General features: G+C 42.2%; 11 protein-coding genes, 10 tRNA genes and 3 rRNA genes. 21 read left to right on the plus strand and 3 right to left on the minus strand.

What is annotated here, in order from left to right:
• Positions 1-10: 10 nt before the first annotated feature.
• On the minus strand, positions 11-649 hold the full coding sequence (gene gerD, locus ACSVDH_RS00960) for a spore germination lipoprotein GerD (RefSeq protein ID WP_439253752.1): 639 nt from the start codon (positions 647-649) through the stop codon (positions 11-13).
• 147 nt (positions 650-796) lie between these two features.
• On the opposite strand from gerD, the gene ACSVDH_RS00965 reads away from it, so the two are divergent.
• Positions 797-1,402 carry a KinB-signaling pathway activation protein gene (locus tag ACSVDH_RS00965; protein WP_439253754.1) on the plus strand — a complete coding sequence of 202 codons (606 nt, stop codon included), beginning with the start codon at positions 797-799 and terminating at the stop codon, positions 1,400-1,402.
• A gap of 24 nt (positions 1,403-1,426) precedes the next feature.
• Here ACSVDH_RS00965 and pdaB read toward each other — a convergent pair whose 3' ends face one another.
• Entirely contained in the window at positions 1,427-2,191 is a 765-nt protein-coding gene (gene pdaB, locus ACSVDH_RS00970; protein WP_439253755.1) for a polysaccharide deacetylase family sporulation protein PdaB, read from the minus strand.
• 88 nt (positions 2,192-2,279) lie between these two features.
• Here pdaB and ACSVDH_RS00975 point away from each other — a divergent pair, with 88 nt between their 5' ends.
• The 20 genes from ACSVDH_RS00975 to glmS all read left to right on the plus strand — a co-directional run bounded on the left by ACSVDH_RS00975 (position 2,280) and on the right by glmS (position 16,178).
• Positions 2,280-2,486, plus strand: a complete 207-nt coding sequence (locus ACSVDH_RS00975; protein ID WP_439253757.1) for a hypothetical protein — start codon at positions 2,280-2,282, stop codon at positions 2,484-2,486.
• Between the two features lie 278 nt (positions 2,487-2,764).
• Positions 2,765-4,315, plus strand: a 16S ribosomal RNA gene (locus tag ACSVDH_RS00980).
• Positions 4,316-4,549: 234 nt separating this feature from the next.
• Positions 4,550-7,481, plus strand: a 23S ribosomal RNA gene (locus ACSVDH_RS00985).
• A gap of 219 nt (positions 7,482-7,700) precedes the next feature.
• Positions 7,701-7,816: ribosomal RNA gene (gene rrf, locus ACSVDH_RS00990) — 5S ribosomal RNA — on the plus strand.
• Together the 16S, 23S and 5S rRNA genes with 10 tRNA genes alongside form the textbook arrangement of a ribosomal RNA operon.
• A gap of 10 nt (positions 7,817-7,826) precedes the next feature.
• Positions 7,827-7,901 (plus strand) — tRNA-Asn (locus ACSVDH_RS00995).
• Positions 7,902-7,903: 2 nt separating this feature from the next.
• A tRNA-Thr gene (locus tag ACSVDH_RS01000) sits at positions 7,904-7,976 on the plus strand.
• Positions 7,977-8,005: 29 nt separating this feature from the next.
• Positions 8,006-8,080: transfer RNA gene (locus ACSVDH_RS01005), tRNA-Glu, on the plus strand.
• Between the two features lie 21 nt (positions 8,081-8,101).
• Positions 8,102-8,177 (plus strand) — tRNA-Val (locus tag ACSVDH_RS01010).
• Between the two features lie 4 nt (positions 8,178-8,181).
• Positions 8,182-8,254: transfer RNA gene (locus ACSVDH_RS01015), tRNA-Thr, on the plus strand.
• Between the two features lie 15 nt (positions 8,255-8,269).
• Positions 8,270-8,353: transfer RNA gene (locus ACSVDH_RS01020), tRNA-Tyr, on the plus strand.
• 151 nt (positions 8,354-8,504) lie between these two features.
• Positions 8,505-8,579 (plus strand) — tRNA-Gln (locus ACSVDH_RS01025).
• A gap of 3 nt (positions 8,580-8,582) precedes the next feature.
• Positions 8,583-8,655, plus strand: a tRNA-Lys gene (locus ACSVDH_RS01030).
• 6 nt (positions 8,656-8,661) lie between these two features.
• Positions 8,662-8,736, plus strand: a tRNA-Gly gene (locus ACSVDH_RS01035).
• A 15-nt stretch (positions 8,737-8,751) separates the two neighbouring features.
• Positions 8,752-8,827, plus strand: a tRNA-Ala gene (locus tag ACSVDH_RS01040).
• A 285-nt stretch (positions 8,828-9,112) separates the two neighbouring features.
• Complete coding sequence (gene sigW / locus ACSVDH_RS01045; RefSeq protein WP_299095305.1) at positions 9,113-9,676, plus strand: RNA polymerase sigma factor SigW; 564 nt, start codon at positions 9,113-9,115, stop codon at positions 9,674-9,676.
• Between the two features lie 13 nt (positions 9,677-9,689).
• The gene (locus ACSVDH_RS01050; RefSeq protein ID WP_439253759.1) at positions 9,690-10,301 is read left to right on the plus strand and encodes a zf-HC2 domain-containing protein; all 612 of its coding nucleotides are present in this window, start codon (positions 9,690-9,692) and stop codon (positions 10,299-10,301) included.
• Positions 10,302-10,481: 180 nt separating this feature from the next.
• The gene (cdaA, locus tag ACSVDH_RS01055; protein ID WP_299095313.1) at positions 10,482-11,303 is read left to right on the plus strand and encodes a diadenylate cyclase CdaA; all 822 of its coding nucleotides are present in this window, start codon (positions 10,482-10,484) and stop codon (positions 11,301-11,303) included.
• Positions 11,296-12,543, plus strand: coding sequence for a CdaR family protein (locus ACSVDH_RS01060; protein WP_439253761.1), 1,248 nt, complete (start codon positions 11,296-11,298; stop codon positions 12,541-12,543). Before cdaA ends, ACSVDH_RS01060 begins: the two co-directional genes overlap by 8 nt.
• A gap of 27 nt (positions 12,544-12,570) precedes the next feature.
• Positions 12,571-13,917 (plus strand): phosphoglucosamine mutase, encoded by a 1,347-nt coding sequence (gene glmM / locus ACSVDH_RS01065; protein WP_439253762.1) that lies wholly within the window; start codon positions 12,571-12,573, stop codon positions 13,915-13,917.
• Between the two features lie 455 nt (positions 13,918-14,372).
• The gene (gene glmS / locus ACSVDH_RS01070; protein ID WP_439253780.1) at positions 14,373-16,178 is read left to right on the plus strand and encodes a glutamine--fructose-6-phosphate transaminase (isomerizing); all 1,806 of its coding nucleotides are present in this window, start codon (positions 14,373-14,375) and stop codon (positions 16,176-16,178) included.
• A 233-nt stretch (positions 16,179-16,411) separates the two neighbouring features.
• Here the strand turns inward: glmS and ACSVDH_RS01075 are convergent, their stop codons facing one another.
• Positions 16,412-16,831 carry a carboxymuconolactone decarboxylase family protein gene (locus tag ACSVDH_RS01075; protein ID WP_299095553.1) on the minus strand — a complete coding sequence of 140 codons (420 nt, stop codon included), beginning with the start codon at positions 16,829-16,831 and terminating at the stop codon, positions 16,412-16,414.
• Positions 16,832-16,868: the final 37 nt, after the last annotated feature.

Here is a 16,868-nt window from a genome sequence, read left to right on the forward strand (position 1 = left end):
ATAATCTTTTTTAGCTTCCGCCTTCCTGTCCTCCGCCACCTGCATTTTCTTCACTTTGGTTGGCTTGATCTTCTTGTCCGCCTCCGCTTTGCTGTCCTGCTCCAGCTTCTTCGGCCGCCTTTAATAAAGTTTCTTGAATTTTTACTTTATATAAAGGACTATTCAAGGTTTCCATAATGACATCCTGAAGATGCTTTCTGAATTCTTGGCCTTTAAGAGTAGTTAGTACGCTTTTTTCCAATTCAGGATCCTGGAAAACATCGATAAGAAGCTTTTGATACTCAGGGTCAGTCATTAACCCTTTAATCACTTTTTCATGCTCTTCCTGCAAGCTTTTTGCAAATGTTTCAACAAACTTAGGATCCTCAAAGACCTTCTTCCAAAATTCTGCCCCTTTATCAGATGTTAAGGTTTTTTCAATTGTGTCGGTAACAACCTTTTGATCCATTATGAGGACTTGTTTCATTTCCTCATCCTTCATAACCTCTTGAAGGGCTTTTTTTCCATCATCTGTTTTTAATATATCTACAACCATTTTCTTTGTTTCTTCGTAATCTACCTGTCCGACGGATTCTTCCCTTGGAGCACATCCGGATATGACGGTAAAAATCAACATTGCTATAATCATGAGGAGCGAGTATCTCTTCATGTTAATCCAAGCTCCTTTCTTTTCTCAACTTACTATTTATATTTTGATTTAGAAAGGAGAATTTATACGAGGAAAATGCTTATCATGTGGCAATTTTAATAAAGGATTGGTAAAATCAATAGGAGTAACATGATGGAGGATAGTGGAGTGAATAGTCGAAATTGGGTTCGTTTGTTTCTAAGTACTTTACTTGTTGGCGGAATCGCTACAAGTATTATTGGATTTGCGTTAAAGTGGTCAGAATATAATGAACTGTTTCTTCGGTTTGATTTTAAAGAGATCATTTCAATCTTATTTTGGCTTTTTGGAGTTGGGCTAATCTTCAGTGTCATTAGTCAGATGGGCTTTTTCGCCTATTTAACAGTACATAGGTTTGGATTAGGGATTTTCCGCTCGGTGTCTATGTGGAACTTAGCGCAGATTGTATTAATCGCATTTGTTCTATTTGATTTAGTTTATTTCCGTTTTCAGCTATTTGCAGAGGAAAATGAAACAATATTCCCATATTTGTTAATGGCCGTTTATATTTTTATTGTTGCCATTATTGTCGCTTTTATCAAAAAATCAAATACGAATAAAGAGGCGTTTATCCCTGCGCTGTTCTTTATGGTCGTAGTTACAACAATTGAATGGTTTCCGGCATTGAGAGTAAATGAAAAGGATTGGCTATTACTTATGCTGATCCCATTACAGGTCTGTAATGCATATCAATTATTGGTGCTTCCTAAATTTATCCAAAAGAAAAAGAGCTAGGATGTGCTAGCTCTTTTTACAGTTTTATTTAATTTCTTTTGATTTCGTCTCGGCATTGGCAATAAGCTCTCCAACAGAAACATTTTTTAGTCCCTTTTCTTTAATCGCTCCTATTATGACAGGCAAAGCTTTATTTGTTTGTTTTGCCGAGTCAGAGGCGTGTAAGAGAACAATGTCTCCACCTTTTATAGAAGATGTCGTATTTTTAACGATTTCATCTACTCCAGGATTTGTCCAGTCATCAGAATCTATACTATAATGAACTACGGTATAACCGTGTTTTTGTGCGATTGATAGTACTTCCTTATTAAAGCCTCCGCTTGGCGGTCTAAGTAACGTAACATTCTTGACACCTAGTTCTGTGAAAACTTCCTGTGCCAGTGATAGATCTTTTCTTACTTCATTTGGCTCAAGATCCCGATAATTTTCATAATTATACCCCATGCTGCCAATTTGATGTCCGTCTTCAACAATTCGTTTTACAATATCTGGGTGTCTCTCAGCCCAGGAAGCAGAGAGGAAAAAGGTGGCATTATTAATATTATGCTTCTTTAACGTATCAAGAATTGGTTCTGCTTTTACATCTCCCCAGCTAATATCAAAGGTTAAAGCAATTTCGTTATTTTTCGTTTCTCCCCGGTAAATAGCTTTCGGTCCATCTGAAGTGGAGAAAACAGGGAAATTCAATATATTTTCTACATATAAAATCCCTGCTGTAAAGAAAGCTGCCATAATAATCAAAGCTAGTTGTTTAATTTTTTTCATATGAATGATATGAAATTGATTCATAATGGTCCTCCTCGTCCTACTTACTCTTGAGACAAGTTTATGCTTAGTCCCAGATGAAAATGATTAGAAATGAAGGAAATTAGAAATAATGAAAAACAAATACTTTTGGAGGAAGGAAATGCTGTATTATTTATTTAATGATAAAGAAAGGATGCAACTAGAGGATCTTCTTATAAATGAAATCAATGTTGTAAAAGAGTTATTGGGTAAAGATGAAGCGAGCGAGATAAAGATAAGGGCATTAAAGGAAAGAAACGAACTTTTGTTAAGATTACTTAATAAGATTTCAAATTGATTAATAAAATTGAGATTTATTATTGACCATATTAAATTTACATGTTATATTAATTTTCGTCGCTTACGAGCGATCCCATTATTAACAACAATGAAAAAATATTATAAAAAAGATGTTGACGATCGAGTTGTTAAATGGTATATTAAGAAAGTCGCTTCTAGACGAAACGACATGATAATGATCTTTGAAAACTAAACAAAACCAAGCGTGCCAACGTTAATTTCGATTAACAAACAACGTACTAAAATAGTACATTTATTATGAGCTATATCAACTCTTTATTGGAGAGTTTGATCCTGGCTCAGGACGAACGCTGGCGGCGTGCCTAATACATGCAAGTCGAGCGAATCTGAGGGAGCTTGCTCCCAATGATTAGCGGCGGACGGGTGAGTAACACGTGGGTAACCTGCCTGTAAGATTGGGATAACTCCGGGAAACCGGAGCTAATACCGGATAACATTTCGAACCGCATGGTTCGAAATTGAAAGGTGGCTTTTGCTACCACTTACAGATGGACCCGCGGCGCATTAGCTAGTTGGTGAGGTAACGGCTCACCAAGGCAACGATGCGTAGCCGACCTGAGAGGGTGATCGGCCACACTGGGACTGAGACACGGCCCAGACTCCTACGGGAGGCAGCAGTAGGGAATCTTCCGCAATGGACGAAAGTCTGACGGAGCAACGCCGCGTGAGCGAAGAAGGCCTTCGGGTCGTAAAGCTCTGTTGTTAGGGAAGAACAAGTACCGTTCAAATAGGGCGGTACCTTGACGGTACCTAACCAGAAAGCCACGGCTAACTACGTGCCAGCAGCCGCGGTAATACGTAGGTGGCAAGCGTTGTCCGGAATTATTGGGCGTAAAGCGCGCGCAGGCGGTTTCTTAAGTCTGATGTGAAAGCCCACGGCTCAACCGTGGAGGGTCATTGGAAACTGGGGAACTTGAGTGCAGAAGAGGAGAGTGGAATTCCACGTGTAGCGGTGAAATGCGTAGAGATGTGGAGGAACACCAGTGGCGAAGGCGACTCTCTGGTCTGTAACTGACGCTGAGGCGCGAAAGCGTGGGGAGCGAACAGGATTAGATACCCTGGTAGTCCACGCCGTAAACGATGAGTGCTAAGTGTTAGAGGGTTTCCGCCCTTTAGTGCTGCAGCAAACGCATTAAGCACTCCGCCTGGGGAGTACGGTCGCAAGACTGAAACTCAAAGGAATTGACGGGGGCCCGCACAAGCGGTGGAGCATGTGGTTTAATTCGAAGCAACGCGAAGAACCTTACCAGGTCTTGACATCCTTCGCTACTTCTAGAGATAGAAGGTTCCCCTTCGGGGGACGAAGTGACAGGTGGTGCATGGTTGTCGTCAGCTCGTGTCGTGAGATGTTGGGTTAAGTCCCGCAACGAGCGCAACCCTTGATCTTAGTTGCCAGCATTCAGTTGGGCACTCTAAGGTGACTGCCGGTGACAAACCGGAGGAAGGTGGGGATGACGTCAAATCATCATGCCCCTTATGACCTGGGCTACACACGTGCTACAATGGATGGTACAAAGGGCTGCAAGACCGCGAGGTCAAGCCAATCCCATAAAACCATTCTCAGTTCGGATTGCAGGCTGCAACTCGCCTGCATGAAGCCGGAATCGCTAGTAATCGCGGATCAGCATGCCGCGGTGAATACGTTCCCGGGCCTTGTACACACCGCCCGTCACACCACGAGAGTTTGTAACACCCGAAGTCGGTGGGGTAACCGCAAGGAGCCAGCCGCCTAAGGTGGGACAGATGATTGGGGTGAAGTCGTAACAAGGTAGCCGTATCGGAAGGTGCGGCTGGATCACCTCCTTTCTAAGGAAAATGAGGCTCGCTTGGTTTTTGTTTAGTTTTGAGAGATCATTTACGATCTTTCATTATATGTAAGAAAAAGACATAGGAGTTTAAATGCTTATAGCATTTGTGCATCCTGTGCTTTATGTTCCTTGAAAACTAGATAACGATAACAATTCAAGTAATTCACTGAGTTTAAACGCTTATTTTTAGTGATTCTCTTAATAATTAGTAAATGACATCTTCGATGTCAAAGGTTAAGTTGTTAAGGGCGCACGGTGGATGCCTTGGCACTAGGAGCCGATGAAGGACGGTACTAACACCGATATGCTTCGGGGAGCTGTAAGTAAGCTTTGATCCGGAGATTTCCGAATGGGGAAACCCACTGTTCGTAATGGAACAGTATCTTTACCTGAATCCATAGGGTAATGAAGGCAGACCCGGGGAACTGAAACATCTAAGTACCCGGAGGAAGAGAAAGCAAACGCGATTTCCTGAGTAGCGGCGAGCGAAACGGAAGAAGCCCAAACCAAGAGGCTTGCCTCTTGGGGTTGTAGGACACTCTATTAGGAGTTACAAAGGAACGGGGTAAATGAAGCGGTCTGGAAAGGCCCGTCATAGAAGGTAACAACCCTGTAGTTGAAACTTCGTTCCCTCCAGAGTGGATCCTGAGTACGGCGGGACACGTGAAATCCCGTCGGAAGCAGGGAGGACCATCTCCCAAGGCTAAATACTCCCTAGTGACCGATAGTGAACCAGTACCGTGAGGGAAAGGTGAAAAGCACCCCGGAAGGGGAGTGAAAGAGATCCTGAAACCGTGTGCCTACAAGTAGTCAAAGCCCGTTAATGGGTAATGGCGTGCCTTTTGTAGAATGAACCGGCGAGTTACGATCCCGTGCAAGGTTAAGTTGAAGAGACGGAGCCGCAGCGAAAGCGAGTCTTAAATAGGGCGAATGAGTACGTGGTCGTAGACCCGAAACCAGGTGATCTACCCATGTCCAGGGTGAAGTTCAGGTAACACTGAATGGAGGCCCGAACCCACGCACGTTGAAAAGTGCGGGGATGAGGTGTGGGTAGCGGAGAAATTCCAATCGAACTTGGAGATAGCTGGTTCTCTCCGAAATAGCTTTAGGGCTAGCCTTGAATTAAGAGTCTTGGAGGTAGAGCACTGATTGGACTAGGGGCCCCCATCGGGTTACCGAATTCAGTCAAACTCCGAATGCCAAAGACTTATGTTCAGGAGTCAGACTGCGAGTGATAAGATCCGTAGTCAAGAGGGAAACAGCCCAGACCACCAGCTAAGGTCCCAAAGTATACGTTAAGTGGAAAAGGATGTGGAGTTGCTTAGACAACCAGGATGTTGGCTTAGAAGCAGCCACCATTTAAAGAGTGCGTAATAGCTCACTGGTCGAGTGACTCTGCGCCGAAAATGTACCGGGGCTAAACGTATCACCGAAGCTGTGGACTGTTCTTTTAGAACAGTGGTAGGAGAGCGTTCTAAGGGCTGTGAAGCTAGACCGTAAGGACTAGTGGAGCGCTTAGAAGTGAGAATGCCGGTATGAGTAGCGAAAGAGGGGTGAGAATCCCCTCCACCGAATGCCTAAGGTTTCCTGAGGAAGGCTCGTCCGCTCAGGGTTAGTCGGGACCTAAGCCGAGGCCGAAAGGCGTAGGCGATGGCCAACAGGTTGAAATTCCTGTACCACCTCCTCACCGTTTGAGCAATGGGGGGACGCAGAAGGATAGGGTAAGCGCGCTGTTGGATTAGCGCGTCCAAGCAGTTAGGCTGACAACGAGGCAAATCCCGTTGTCACATAAGCTGAGCTGTGATGGCGAGGGAACTATAGTACCGAAGTTCCTGATTCCACACTGCCAAGAAAAGCCTCTAGCGAGGTGTGAGGTGCCCGTACCGCAAACCGACACAGGTAGGCGAGGAGAGAATCCTAAGGTGAGCGAGAGAACTCTCGTTAAGGAACTCGGCAAAATGACCCCGTAACTTCGGGAGAAGGGGTGCTTTTTAGGGTGAATAGCCCGGAAAAGCCGCAGTGAATAGGCCCAGGCGACTGTTTAGCAAAAACACAGGTCTCTGCGAAGCCGCAAGGCGAAGTATAGGGGCTGACGCCTGCCCGGTGCTGGAAGGTTAAGGGGAGAGGTTAGCGCAAGCGAAGCTTTGAACTGAAGCCCCAGTAAACGGCGGCCGTAACTATAACGGTCCTAAGGTAGCGAAATTCCTTGTCGGGTAAGTTCCGACCCGCACGAAAGGCGTAACGATCTGGGCACTGTCTCAACGAGAGACTCGGTGAAATTATAGTACCTGTGAAGATGCAGGTTACCCGCGACAGGACGGAAAGACCCCGTGGAGCTTTACTGTAGCCTGATATTGAATTTTGGTACAGCTTGTACAGGATAGGTAGGAGCCTGAGAAGCCGGAGCGCCAGCTTCGGTGGAGGCGTCGGTGGGATACTACCCTGGCTGTATTGAAATTCTAACCCGCGGCCCTTATCGGGCCGGGAGACAGTGTCAGGTGGGCAGTTTGACTGGGGCGGTCGCCTCCTAAAATGTAACGGAGGCGCCCAAAGGTTCCCTCAGAATGGTTGGAAATCATTCGCAGAGTGTAAAGGCACAAGGGAGCTTGACTGCGAGACCTACAAGTCGAGCAGGGACGAAAGTCGGGCTTAGTGATCCGGTGGTTCCGCATGGAAGGGCCATCGCTCAACGGATAAAAGCTACCCCGGGGATAACAGGCTTATCTCCCCCAAGAGTCCACATCGACGGGGAGGTTTGGCACCTCGATGTCGGCTCATCGCATCCTGGGGCTGTAGTCGGTCCCAAGGGTTGGGCTGTTCGCCCATTAAAGCGGTACGCGAGCTGGGTTCAGAACGTCGTGAGACAGTTCGGTCCCTATCCGTCGTGGGCGCAGGAAATTTGAGAGGAGCTGTCCTTAGTACGAGAGGACCGGGATGGACGCACCGCTGGTGTACCAGTTGTCTTGCCAAAGGCATAGCTGGGTAGCTATGTGCGGAAGGGATAAGTGCTGAAAGCATCTAAGCATGAAGCCCCCCTCAAGATGAGATTTCCCTGTTACTTTGTAACGTAAGATCCCTGAAAGATGATCAGGTTGATAGGTCAGAGGTGGAAGCGCGGTGACGTGTGGAGCTGACTGATACTAATCGATCGAGGACTTAACCTATTTAATGCGTTAAACAAAGTGAATTGAATTATACATCGTTATCTAGTTTTGAAGGAATATAGTATTCCTAATAACTTTATACAAAGTTAGAGGGTTTCGAGGAACAAACAGTTCAAGGAATCGATTGAGGAGACACCGGAGCGTACAGCCGTACGTGAGGATGTTGACGATTGAGATGACGCAGAAATGTGAAGTTCATCGGAAGCCGTAAACCATTTGTCTGGTGGCGATAGCGAAGAGGTCACACCCGTTCCCATGCCGAACACGGAAGTTAAGCTCTTCAGCGCCGATGGTAGTTGGGGGACTCCCCCTGTGAGAGTAGGACGTTGCCAGGCTTGTTGTTAATCCGCAGTAGCTCAGTGGTAGAGCTATCGGCTGTTAACCGATCGGTCGCAGGTTCGAATCCTGCCTGCGGAGCCAATGCTTCCATAGCTCAGTTGGTAGAGCACTTCCATGGTAAGGAAGAGGTCACCGGTTCGAGCCCGGTTGGAAGCTTAATATTCAAAAAAGAAAAATGCCTTAATGGCCCGTTGGTCAAGCGGTTAAGACACCGCCCTTTCACGGCGGTAACACGGGTTCGAATCCCGTACGGGTCACCATTTATTTTTATACATAATCTTGGAGGATTAGCTCAGCTGGGAGAGCACCTGCCTTACAAGCAGGGGGTCGGCGGTTCGATCCCGTCATCCTCCACCATTACGCCGGTGTAGCTCAATTGGTAGAGCAACTGACTTGTAATCAGTAGGTTGGGGGTTCAAGTCCTCTCGCCGGCACTGTTTTATAAATATGGAGGGGTAGCGAAGTGGCTAAACGCGGCGGACTGTAAATCCGCTCCTTAGGGTTCGGCAGTTCGAATCTGCCCCCCTCCACCATTTACATATAAAATGCAGATAAACGAAGGGAAAATGGAACTCCATTTCATCATTTGTTTATCTTTGATTTTGTTTAGAGAGTTTAGTGTGAATATTTCACTAAATAATGTTAATAATAAAGTATCTAATGAACTAACAAGTAAATTTCTATTGGGCTATAGCCAAGCGGTAAGGCAACGGACTTTGACTCCGTCATGCGTTGGTTCGAATCCAGCTAGCCCAGCCATTAGAGCCATTAGCTCAGTTGGTAGAGCATCTGACTTTTAATCAGAGGGTCGAAGGTTCGAGTCCTTCATGGCTCATCATTTGCGGAAGTAGTTCAGTGGTAGAACACCACCTTGCCAAGGTGGGGGTCGCGGGTTCGAATCCCGTCTTCCGCTCCATAGATTTTTATAATTGGGGCCTTAGCTCAGCTGGGAGAGCGCCTGCTTTGCACGCAGGAGGTCAGCGGTTCGATCCCGCTAGGCTCCACCAATACAATATATCAATAAAATGACACAACCATGGACGATTGTTTATGGTTTTTTTTTATTTTCTTTATTTTTAGTACAATTCACTTAAAATTAGCCCTTTCGTTTGTTACTTTTTGACTAATATGAAGATAAATCTTTCTTTTCATTTTCTATTTAAAAACAAATTAATAAAAATTCCCTACTCATCTCCAAAATTTGTTAAAATATTTTTATGTGCAATAAATGAAACCTTATGAAATGCTAATACGTATATAAAGAGACCCGCAGAGTGCGGAGGTATGTGAAAATGGAAACAATAGTAAAGAAGCGGATAAAACAGGTTAAAAAGGGCGATCAAAATGCATTTGCTGAAATCGTGGATTTGTATAAGGATAAGATCTATCAATTATGTTATCGTATGCTGGGAAACGCACATGAAGCAGAAGATATCGCACAGGAAGCCTTCATACGGGCGTATGTTAATATCCATACGTATGATATGAATAAAAAGTTTTCAACATGGTTATATCGAATCGCAACGAATCTTTCGATTGACCGTATACGGAAAAAGAAGCCGGATTATTACCTTGATGCAGAGGTTTCGGGAACAGATGGATTAACCATGTATTCTCAAATTGCTGCAGAGGCAGCTTTGCCTGAGGAAGAGCTGGAAACCATGGAGCTTCAGCAGACAATTCAAGCTGAAATTTTAAAGCTGCCCGATAAATATCGAACGGTTATTGTCTTAAAGTATATAGATGAGCTATCATTAATAGAAATAAGTGAAATCCTTGATATTCCGATAGGTACTGTTAAAACCAGGATTCACAGGGGGAGAGAAGCCCTCCGAAAGCAATTAAGGCATTTATAATGAGGTGAGAAATATGAGCTGTTCTTCTGAAATTGTGCAGCTTTTGCATAAATATTTGGATCATGAACTAACAAGTGATGAAGAAAAACAGGTGAAAGACCATCTTCATACATGCAAGGAGTGCTTTCAACATTTTCATGAACTAGAAAAAGCTATCGCACTAGTCCAAAGTACATCCCATATTGAAGCTCCTAAAGATTTCACACAAGCCGTTATGAATAGACTTCCAAAAGAAAAGCGAACTGTTTCTTGGAATCGTTGGATGAAGGGTCACCCACTATTAGCAGCGGCATCTTTATTTGTTCTTCTTATGGCAGGAAGTTTATTTTCTGCATGGAATGAAGATCAGCAATTTAGTGTCTCAAAGCACTCAGACTTAGTTGTAGAGAACAGTAAGGTCACTGTACCGAAGGGAGAAGTTATAAAAGGAGATGTCACTGTTAAAAACGGAACATTAGTGATTGAGGGTACAATTGAAGGAAATGTCACTGTCATTAATGGAGAGAAATACCTCGCATCTGCAGGCCAAGTGACCGGCGAGATAGAGGAAGTGGATCAGATGTTTGAGTGGTTATGGTACCATATAAAAAACCTCTCTCAGGATGTTGTCAGTGTTTTTGATTAAACATAAGGTCATCATTATGGTGGCCTTTTTACATTTCTATTCAAGAAATGATATAATACTATCGTTATTAGAATCCTTTATTTCAGTTTAGTTTAGTAAGGGGAAAAACTTCGCTGATGATAAAAATTAAATAAACGAGATTTTACCTATAAAAGAGTGAAATACATGGAGGACGAGTGAATGGGATATGAGGATATACCAATATTGCATTACCTCGGCATAGCTGTTGATATTCTCCTTGTTTGGTATGTTATCTATAAATTGATTATGGTCATAAGGGGAACAAAGGCAGTACAGCTATTAAAAGGAATTACAGTGATAATTGTAGTCCGCATGTTAAGCCAATATCTAGGTTTAAACACCTTGCAGTGGTTAATGGACCAAGCCTTAACATGGGGGTTTTTAGCCATTATTATCATTTTCCAGCCAGAGCTGCGCAGAGCCTTAGAACAGCTAGGAAGAGGACGTTTATTTTCTAGAGGCAGTCTGCCTGGAGAGGACGATCCTGAAATAACCGTTGAGGCAATTGTAAAGGCAACAGACTATATGGCAAAGCGTCGCATTGGTGCGTTAATGTCCATAGAAAAAGAAACAGGCATGAGTGATTACATAGAAACGGGAATAGCCTTAAATTCGATGATTTCTTCTGAATTATTAATCAATATCTTTATCCCGAATACACCGCTTCATGATGGAGCGGTTATTATCCAAAAGAATCAAATTGCTGCAGCCGCTTGCTATCTGCCTCTCTCAGAAAGCCCGTTTATTTCTAAGGAGCTCGGGACGCGGCATAGGGCAGCATTAGGGATAAGTGAGGTTACAGACAGTTTAACCATTATCGTGTCTGAAGAGACTGGAAGTGTCTCTGTAGCACGAAATAGTGAGCTTTATCGAAACTTGACTCAAGATGAACTAAGAGAGATTCTTCAAAAAGAGTTAATGGTTGCATCAAAACCTGCTTCCTCAAACCGCTGGCAATGGAGGGGAAAAAATAATGGATAAGCTAATGAATAACCATTGGGTAATGAGGGTTATTGCTTTATTCATGGCCTTAATGTTATATGCTTCAGTCAATATTGAATCAGGCAATACAGTTAATAATAATTCATCATCTCCTTTGTCCTTTTCGCCTGATGCAGACAAGACGACTGTCACAGATGTCCCTGTTACAACATATTTTGATCAAGAAAACCTTGTTGTTACAGGTGTTCCTGAATCAGTTGAAGTGAATTTAGAAGGAGCAACAGGCACCTTAACGAAGGCGAGTAAGCTTAGGGATTTTGAAGTATATGCAGACTTATCGAAGTTATCAATTGGAACTCATAAAGTGAAGCTAGGCATAAAAAATCTTTCTGAGGACCTGGAGGCAAAAATTGACCCTTCTGTTATTGATGTATCAATTGAAGAGAAGGTGACGAAGGATTTTCAAGTAGAAGTCGATTTTTTGAATGAAGATAAGCTTGAAGAAGGCTATACACCCGACCAGCCAATTGTCAATCCAAACAGCGTTCGGGTGACAGCATCAAAAGAAGTCATTGAGCAAATTTCAAGTGTAAAAGCAGTCGTAAACTTAGAAGATGCAGAAGAAACCGTTAATGAGGAATCACGAATTACGATCTATGACAGTGATGGAAATGTCATACCTGTAGAAGTAGAACCGACCGTTGTTGATGTAACAGTTCCTATTAAAAGCCCAAGTAAAGTATTGCCATTTAAAATTGTCAGGGAAGGTGAGCTTGAAAAAGGCTTAAGTATTTCAAGCATCGAACCGGAACCTAAGGAAGTTACCGTTTTTGGCCCTAATGATGTATTAGAGGAACTGGAATTCATAGATGGGGTTACAGTCGATCTTAGCAAAATTAAAAAGGATACTGTTTTAGAAGTACCTATTCCAATACCAGAAGGGATTAATAAAGTAAATCCTGAAAAAATCAAAATCAATATAGACGTCGCTGAGCAAGAGGAAAAAACCTTTGAAAATCAATCAGTGAAAGCAGTTGGTTTATCTGAAGGCATGGACGTTGAGATGGTTGATCCAGAGTCAGGAACACTTGATGTTAAGATATTCGGAGCACCGGATGTGATTAAAGACGTTAATTCTTCTGATATAGAATTATATATAAACCTTTCAGATCTAAGTGAAGGTGAACATGAAGTACCTGTTGAGGTGAATGGCCCACAAAATATAACATGGTCATTAGAACAAGCAAAAGTAAAAGTGAAAATTTCTTCAGCCTCTTAAGGCGGAATAAATAAAGGAGCGAAACCAATGGGAAAGTATTTTGGTACAGACGGAGTACGAGGAGTAGCAAATAGTGAATTAACACCTGAGCTGGCCTTTAAAATCGGGAGATGCGGCGGGTATGTTTTAACAAAGGATACAGAAAGACCAAAAGTATTAATTGGTCGTGACACTCGTATTTCAGGTCATATGCTGGAAGGTGCTCTTGTAGCAGGTCTCCTATCAATTGGTGCTGAAGTTATGCGCTTAGGAGTAATCTCAACTCCAGGTGTCGCTTATTTAACAAAGGCACTGGGAGCTCAAGCAGGAGTCATGATTTCTGCTTCACATAATCCTGTTCAAGATAATGGCATTAAGTATTTTGGCCCAGATGGATTTAAGCTATCAGATGAGCAGGAGTATGAAATTGAAAACTTAATGGACCAAGAGGTTGATACACTGCCAAGACCAGTAGGACAACACCTAGGACAAGTTAATGATTATTTCGAAGGTGGACAAAAATACCTTCAATTCCTGAAACAAACAGTTGATGAAGACTTTACGGGAATTCATGTTGCATTGGATTGTGCACATGGGGCAACGTCGTCACTTGCTACACATCTGTTCGCTGACTTGGATGCAGACGTTTCAACGATGGGTACCTCTCCAAATGGATTAAATATCAATGACGGTGTAGGTTCGACACATCCAGAAGCATTAGCAGCTTTTGTTAAGGAGAAAAATGCGGATATCGGCCTTGCATTTGATGGTGATGGTGATCGTTTGATTGCTGTTGATGAAAATGGGGACATCGTTGATGGTGATCAAATTATGTATATTTGTGCTAAATTCCTTAAAAGTGAAGGAAGACTTAAGAAAAATACAGTTGTTTCTACCGTTATGAGTAACCTCGGCTTTTACAAAGGGCTTGAGGAGCATGAAATTAACAGTATCCCAACTGCTGTTGGTGACCGCTATGTTGTAGAGGAAATGAAGAAAAATGACTATAACCTTGGTGGAGAGCAATCAGGACATATTATTTTCCTTGATTACAATACAACTGGTGACGGATTGCTTACAGGCTTGCAAATAGTCAACATCATGAAGCTAACAGGCAAGAAGCTTTCAGAGCTTGCGAGTGAAATGACAAAGTATCCTCAATTGCTAATCAATGTAAAAGTAACAGATAAACATCATGTAACAGAAAATGAAAAAGTAAAAGAAGTTATTTCTGCAGTGGAGTCAGAAATGAATGGAAATGGCCGCATCCTTGTTCGACCATCAGGTACAGAACCTTTAGTCCGTGTAATGGCTGAAGCACCGACAGAAGAGCTATGCCGTGAATATGTTGAGCGGATTGTAGAGGTTGTAAAACAAGAAATGGGTATGGAGTAATATGACAAAACAGAGGCAGGGAAACCTGCCTTTTTTAATAACATGAAGGCATTTTCATACATAGTATAATTTATACCATTTGATGCAGAATGGTTAGGTTGCAACAAGTTTTTGATTGACGGTTTTTTTCATGTGTTGTATGATTGGTTTTGTATTTTTATTTTGATAGAAAGGAGCATTAAAGAGAATTATTTATTTTTTAAAGCGCCTGAACTAAGCTGGACGAAAAGAGCTTAGTTGACGAGGATGGAGGTTATCGAAAATTCGGCGGATGCCTCCCGGTTGTTTTAGGTTACAGCCGAAAGTTTTTCTTTAAAACAAAGAGGCAACTTTTTGTACAAAGGGAAAAACGTAGCCTTCCAAAAATATATAAAACATGTGTGAGGGGACAGTGAATGTCTCCGAAAAAACGGCTTCCTGTCCCTGGTTACACACTATGGGAGGAAACAAATAATATGTGCGGAATCGTAGGTTATATTGGACAGCAAGATGCAAAGGAAATTTTATTAAAGGGATTAGAAAAACTAGAATACCGTGGATATGACTCTGCTGGTATTGCAGCCATGAACGAAGATGGTGTGCATATCTTTAAAGAAAAAGGCCGTATTGCCGAGCTGCGTGAAAGTGTTGATGAAAAGGTACAAGCATCAACAGGGATTGGTCATACAAGATGGGCAACACATGGTGTACCAAGCCGTGTGAATGCACATCCACATCAAAGCACAACAAGCAGATTTACACTTGTGCATAATGGCGTTATCGAAAACTATGCAATTTTAAAACGTGAATATTTACAAGATGTTCAATTAAAAAGTGATACAGATACAGAAGTAATCGTTCAAGTAATCGAAAAATTTGTAGCAGAAGGATTAGAGGTTGAACAAGCGTTCCGTCAAACGTTATCAATCTTAAAAGGTTCATATGCAATCGCATTATTAGATGAGCAAAATCCAAATTTAATTTATGTTGCAAAAAACAAAAGCCCGCTTCTAGTTGGATTAGGTGATGGCAGCTTTAACGTTGTTGCATCAGATGCAATGGCAATGCTGCAGGTTACTGATCAGTACGTAGAGATTATGGATAAAGAAATGGTTCTTGTTGAACGTGAATCTGTAACGATTCAAGACTTACAAGGAAACGTGATTGAACGTGCACCTTATAAAGCTGAGCTTGATGCTAGCGATATTGAAAAGGGCACATATCCTCACTACATGTTAAAAGAAATTGATGAACAGCCTTTAGTAACAAGAAGAATTATCGAAAAATACCGCAATGAAGATGGCAGCTTAACAATCGACAAGGATATTGTTAATGCTGTGAATGCTGCAGATCGTATTTACATCATTGCTGCAGGAACAAGCTATCATGCTGGATTAATCGGCAAGCAATTTATTGAAAAGTGGGCGAAAACGCCTGTTGAAGTTCACATCGCAAGTGAATTCTCATACAATATGCCATTGCTTTCGGCTAACCCATTATTTATCTTTATTTCACAAAGTGGTGAAACAGCAGATAGCCGTGCCGTTCTTGTTCAAATTAAAGAGCTTGGACATAAAGCATTAACAATCACAAATGTTCCAGGATCAACATTATCTCGTGAAGCAGATTATACTCTGTTATTACACGCTGGTCCTGAAATTGCAGTTGCTTCTACAAAAGCATATACAGCACAATTAGCGGTACTATCTATTCTTGCCGCTGTTGCAGCAAATGCAAAAGGATATTCTTTAGAATTTGATTTAACAAAAGAGCTTGGTATTATTGCAAACGCGATGGAAGTTCTTTGTGATCAAAAAGAAGAAATGGAAGCAATCGCACGCGAATATTTATCAACAACACGCAACGCCTTCTTTATTGGCCGTTCTGTCGACTACTATGTTGGCCTTGAAGGTGCATTAAAACTAAAAGAAATCTCATACATTCAAGCAGAAGGCTTTGCAGGCGGAGAGCTTAAGCACGGTACAATCGCCTTAATCGAAGATGGTACACCGATCATTGCATTAGCTACTCAAGAGCATGTAAACCTAAGCATTCGCGGTAATGTAAAAGAAGTTGTAGCACGCGGAGCAAACCCATGCATCATCTCCATGAAAGGCCTTGAAGAAGAAGACGACCGTTTCGTCCTTCCAAGCGTTCATGAACAGCTTTCAGCATTAGTTGCAGTCGTTCCGTTACAATTAATTTCTTATTACGCTGCCCTACATCGCGGTTGTGATGTTGATAAGCCAAGAAATCTTGCAAAGAGTGTGACGGTGGAGTAAGAATTTTAGGGAGTTTTATAAAAAGTGTGAGTTTAAAATAAAGTCGCGACGTTTGTAAAAAAGTTACGAAGCTTTACCCCTTTGGATATGATTATCTAAAGGGGTGTTTTTTGTGTCTAAAAGAAAAAGAAATTCAAAAATTGAGAAGTGGATTCAAGCAGGGCGAGACTCAGGAATTGGTGTAGCTTATAAATCATGGCTAAAGATTCTAGAAGTATCCTCAAAAGGTCGCTCTACGTATTTTGTTTCTCTGCTAATTGCATTAATGCACCAAAATATTGTGATGCTGTTGTGAAACAAATAAAAGCAATCAGCTCACTTATTTCTGCATCTGTTAAATACTCTTTTAAAACTTCTGTTACATTTGGAGAAGTTTGTCCTTTGCTTATGAGAAAGGCTTCAGCAAACCCGGTACATATTGCCGTTTTTTCATCGTAATCAATCGGATTTGGTTTTCCTTTTGCTTTGCAATAAAGGCAGCCATTTTTTTGTGCAAGTGTACGTCGAACTTCTTCTTTTAGCTTCGCTGATAGTTGTCCATCTTTTTCCAGCTCATCACCAAGATTATTCCAGTATTTTAGAATTAACTCATTATATCCTAGTAATTGTTGAAATGGTGTGTCTCCTCTTTCATGAAATGGAATCAGTGTCATTATCATCCCTCCCACGAATATTGTAAAATAAAGAAAA

The sequence above is a fragment of the Metabacillus sp. Hm71 genome (assembly GCF_051842955.2).
In the GTDB taxonomy this organism is placed as follows: Bacteria; Bacillota; Bacilli; order Bacillales; family Bacillaceae; genus Metabacillus.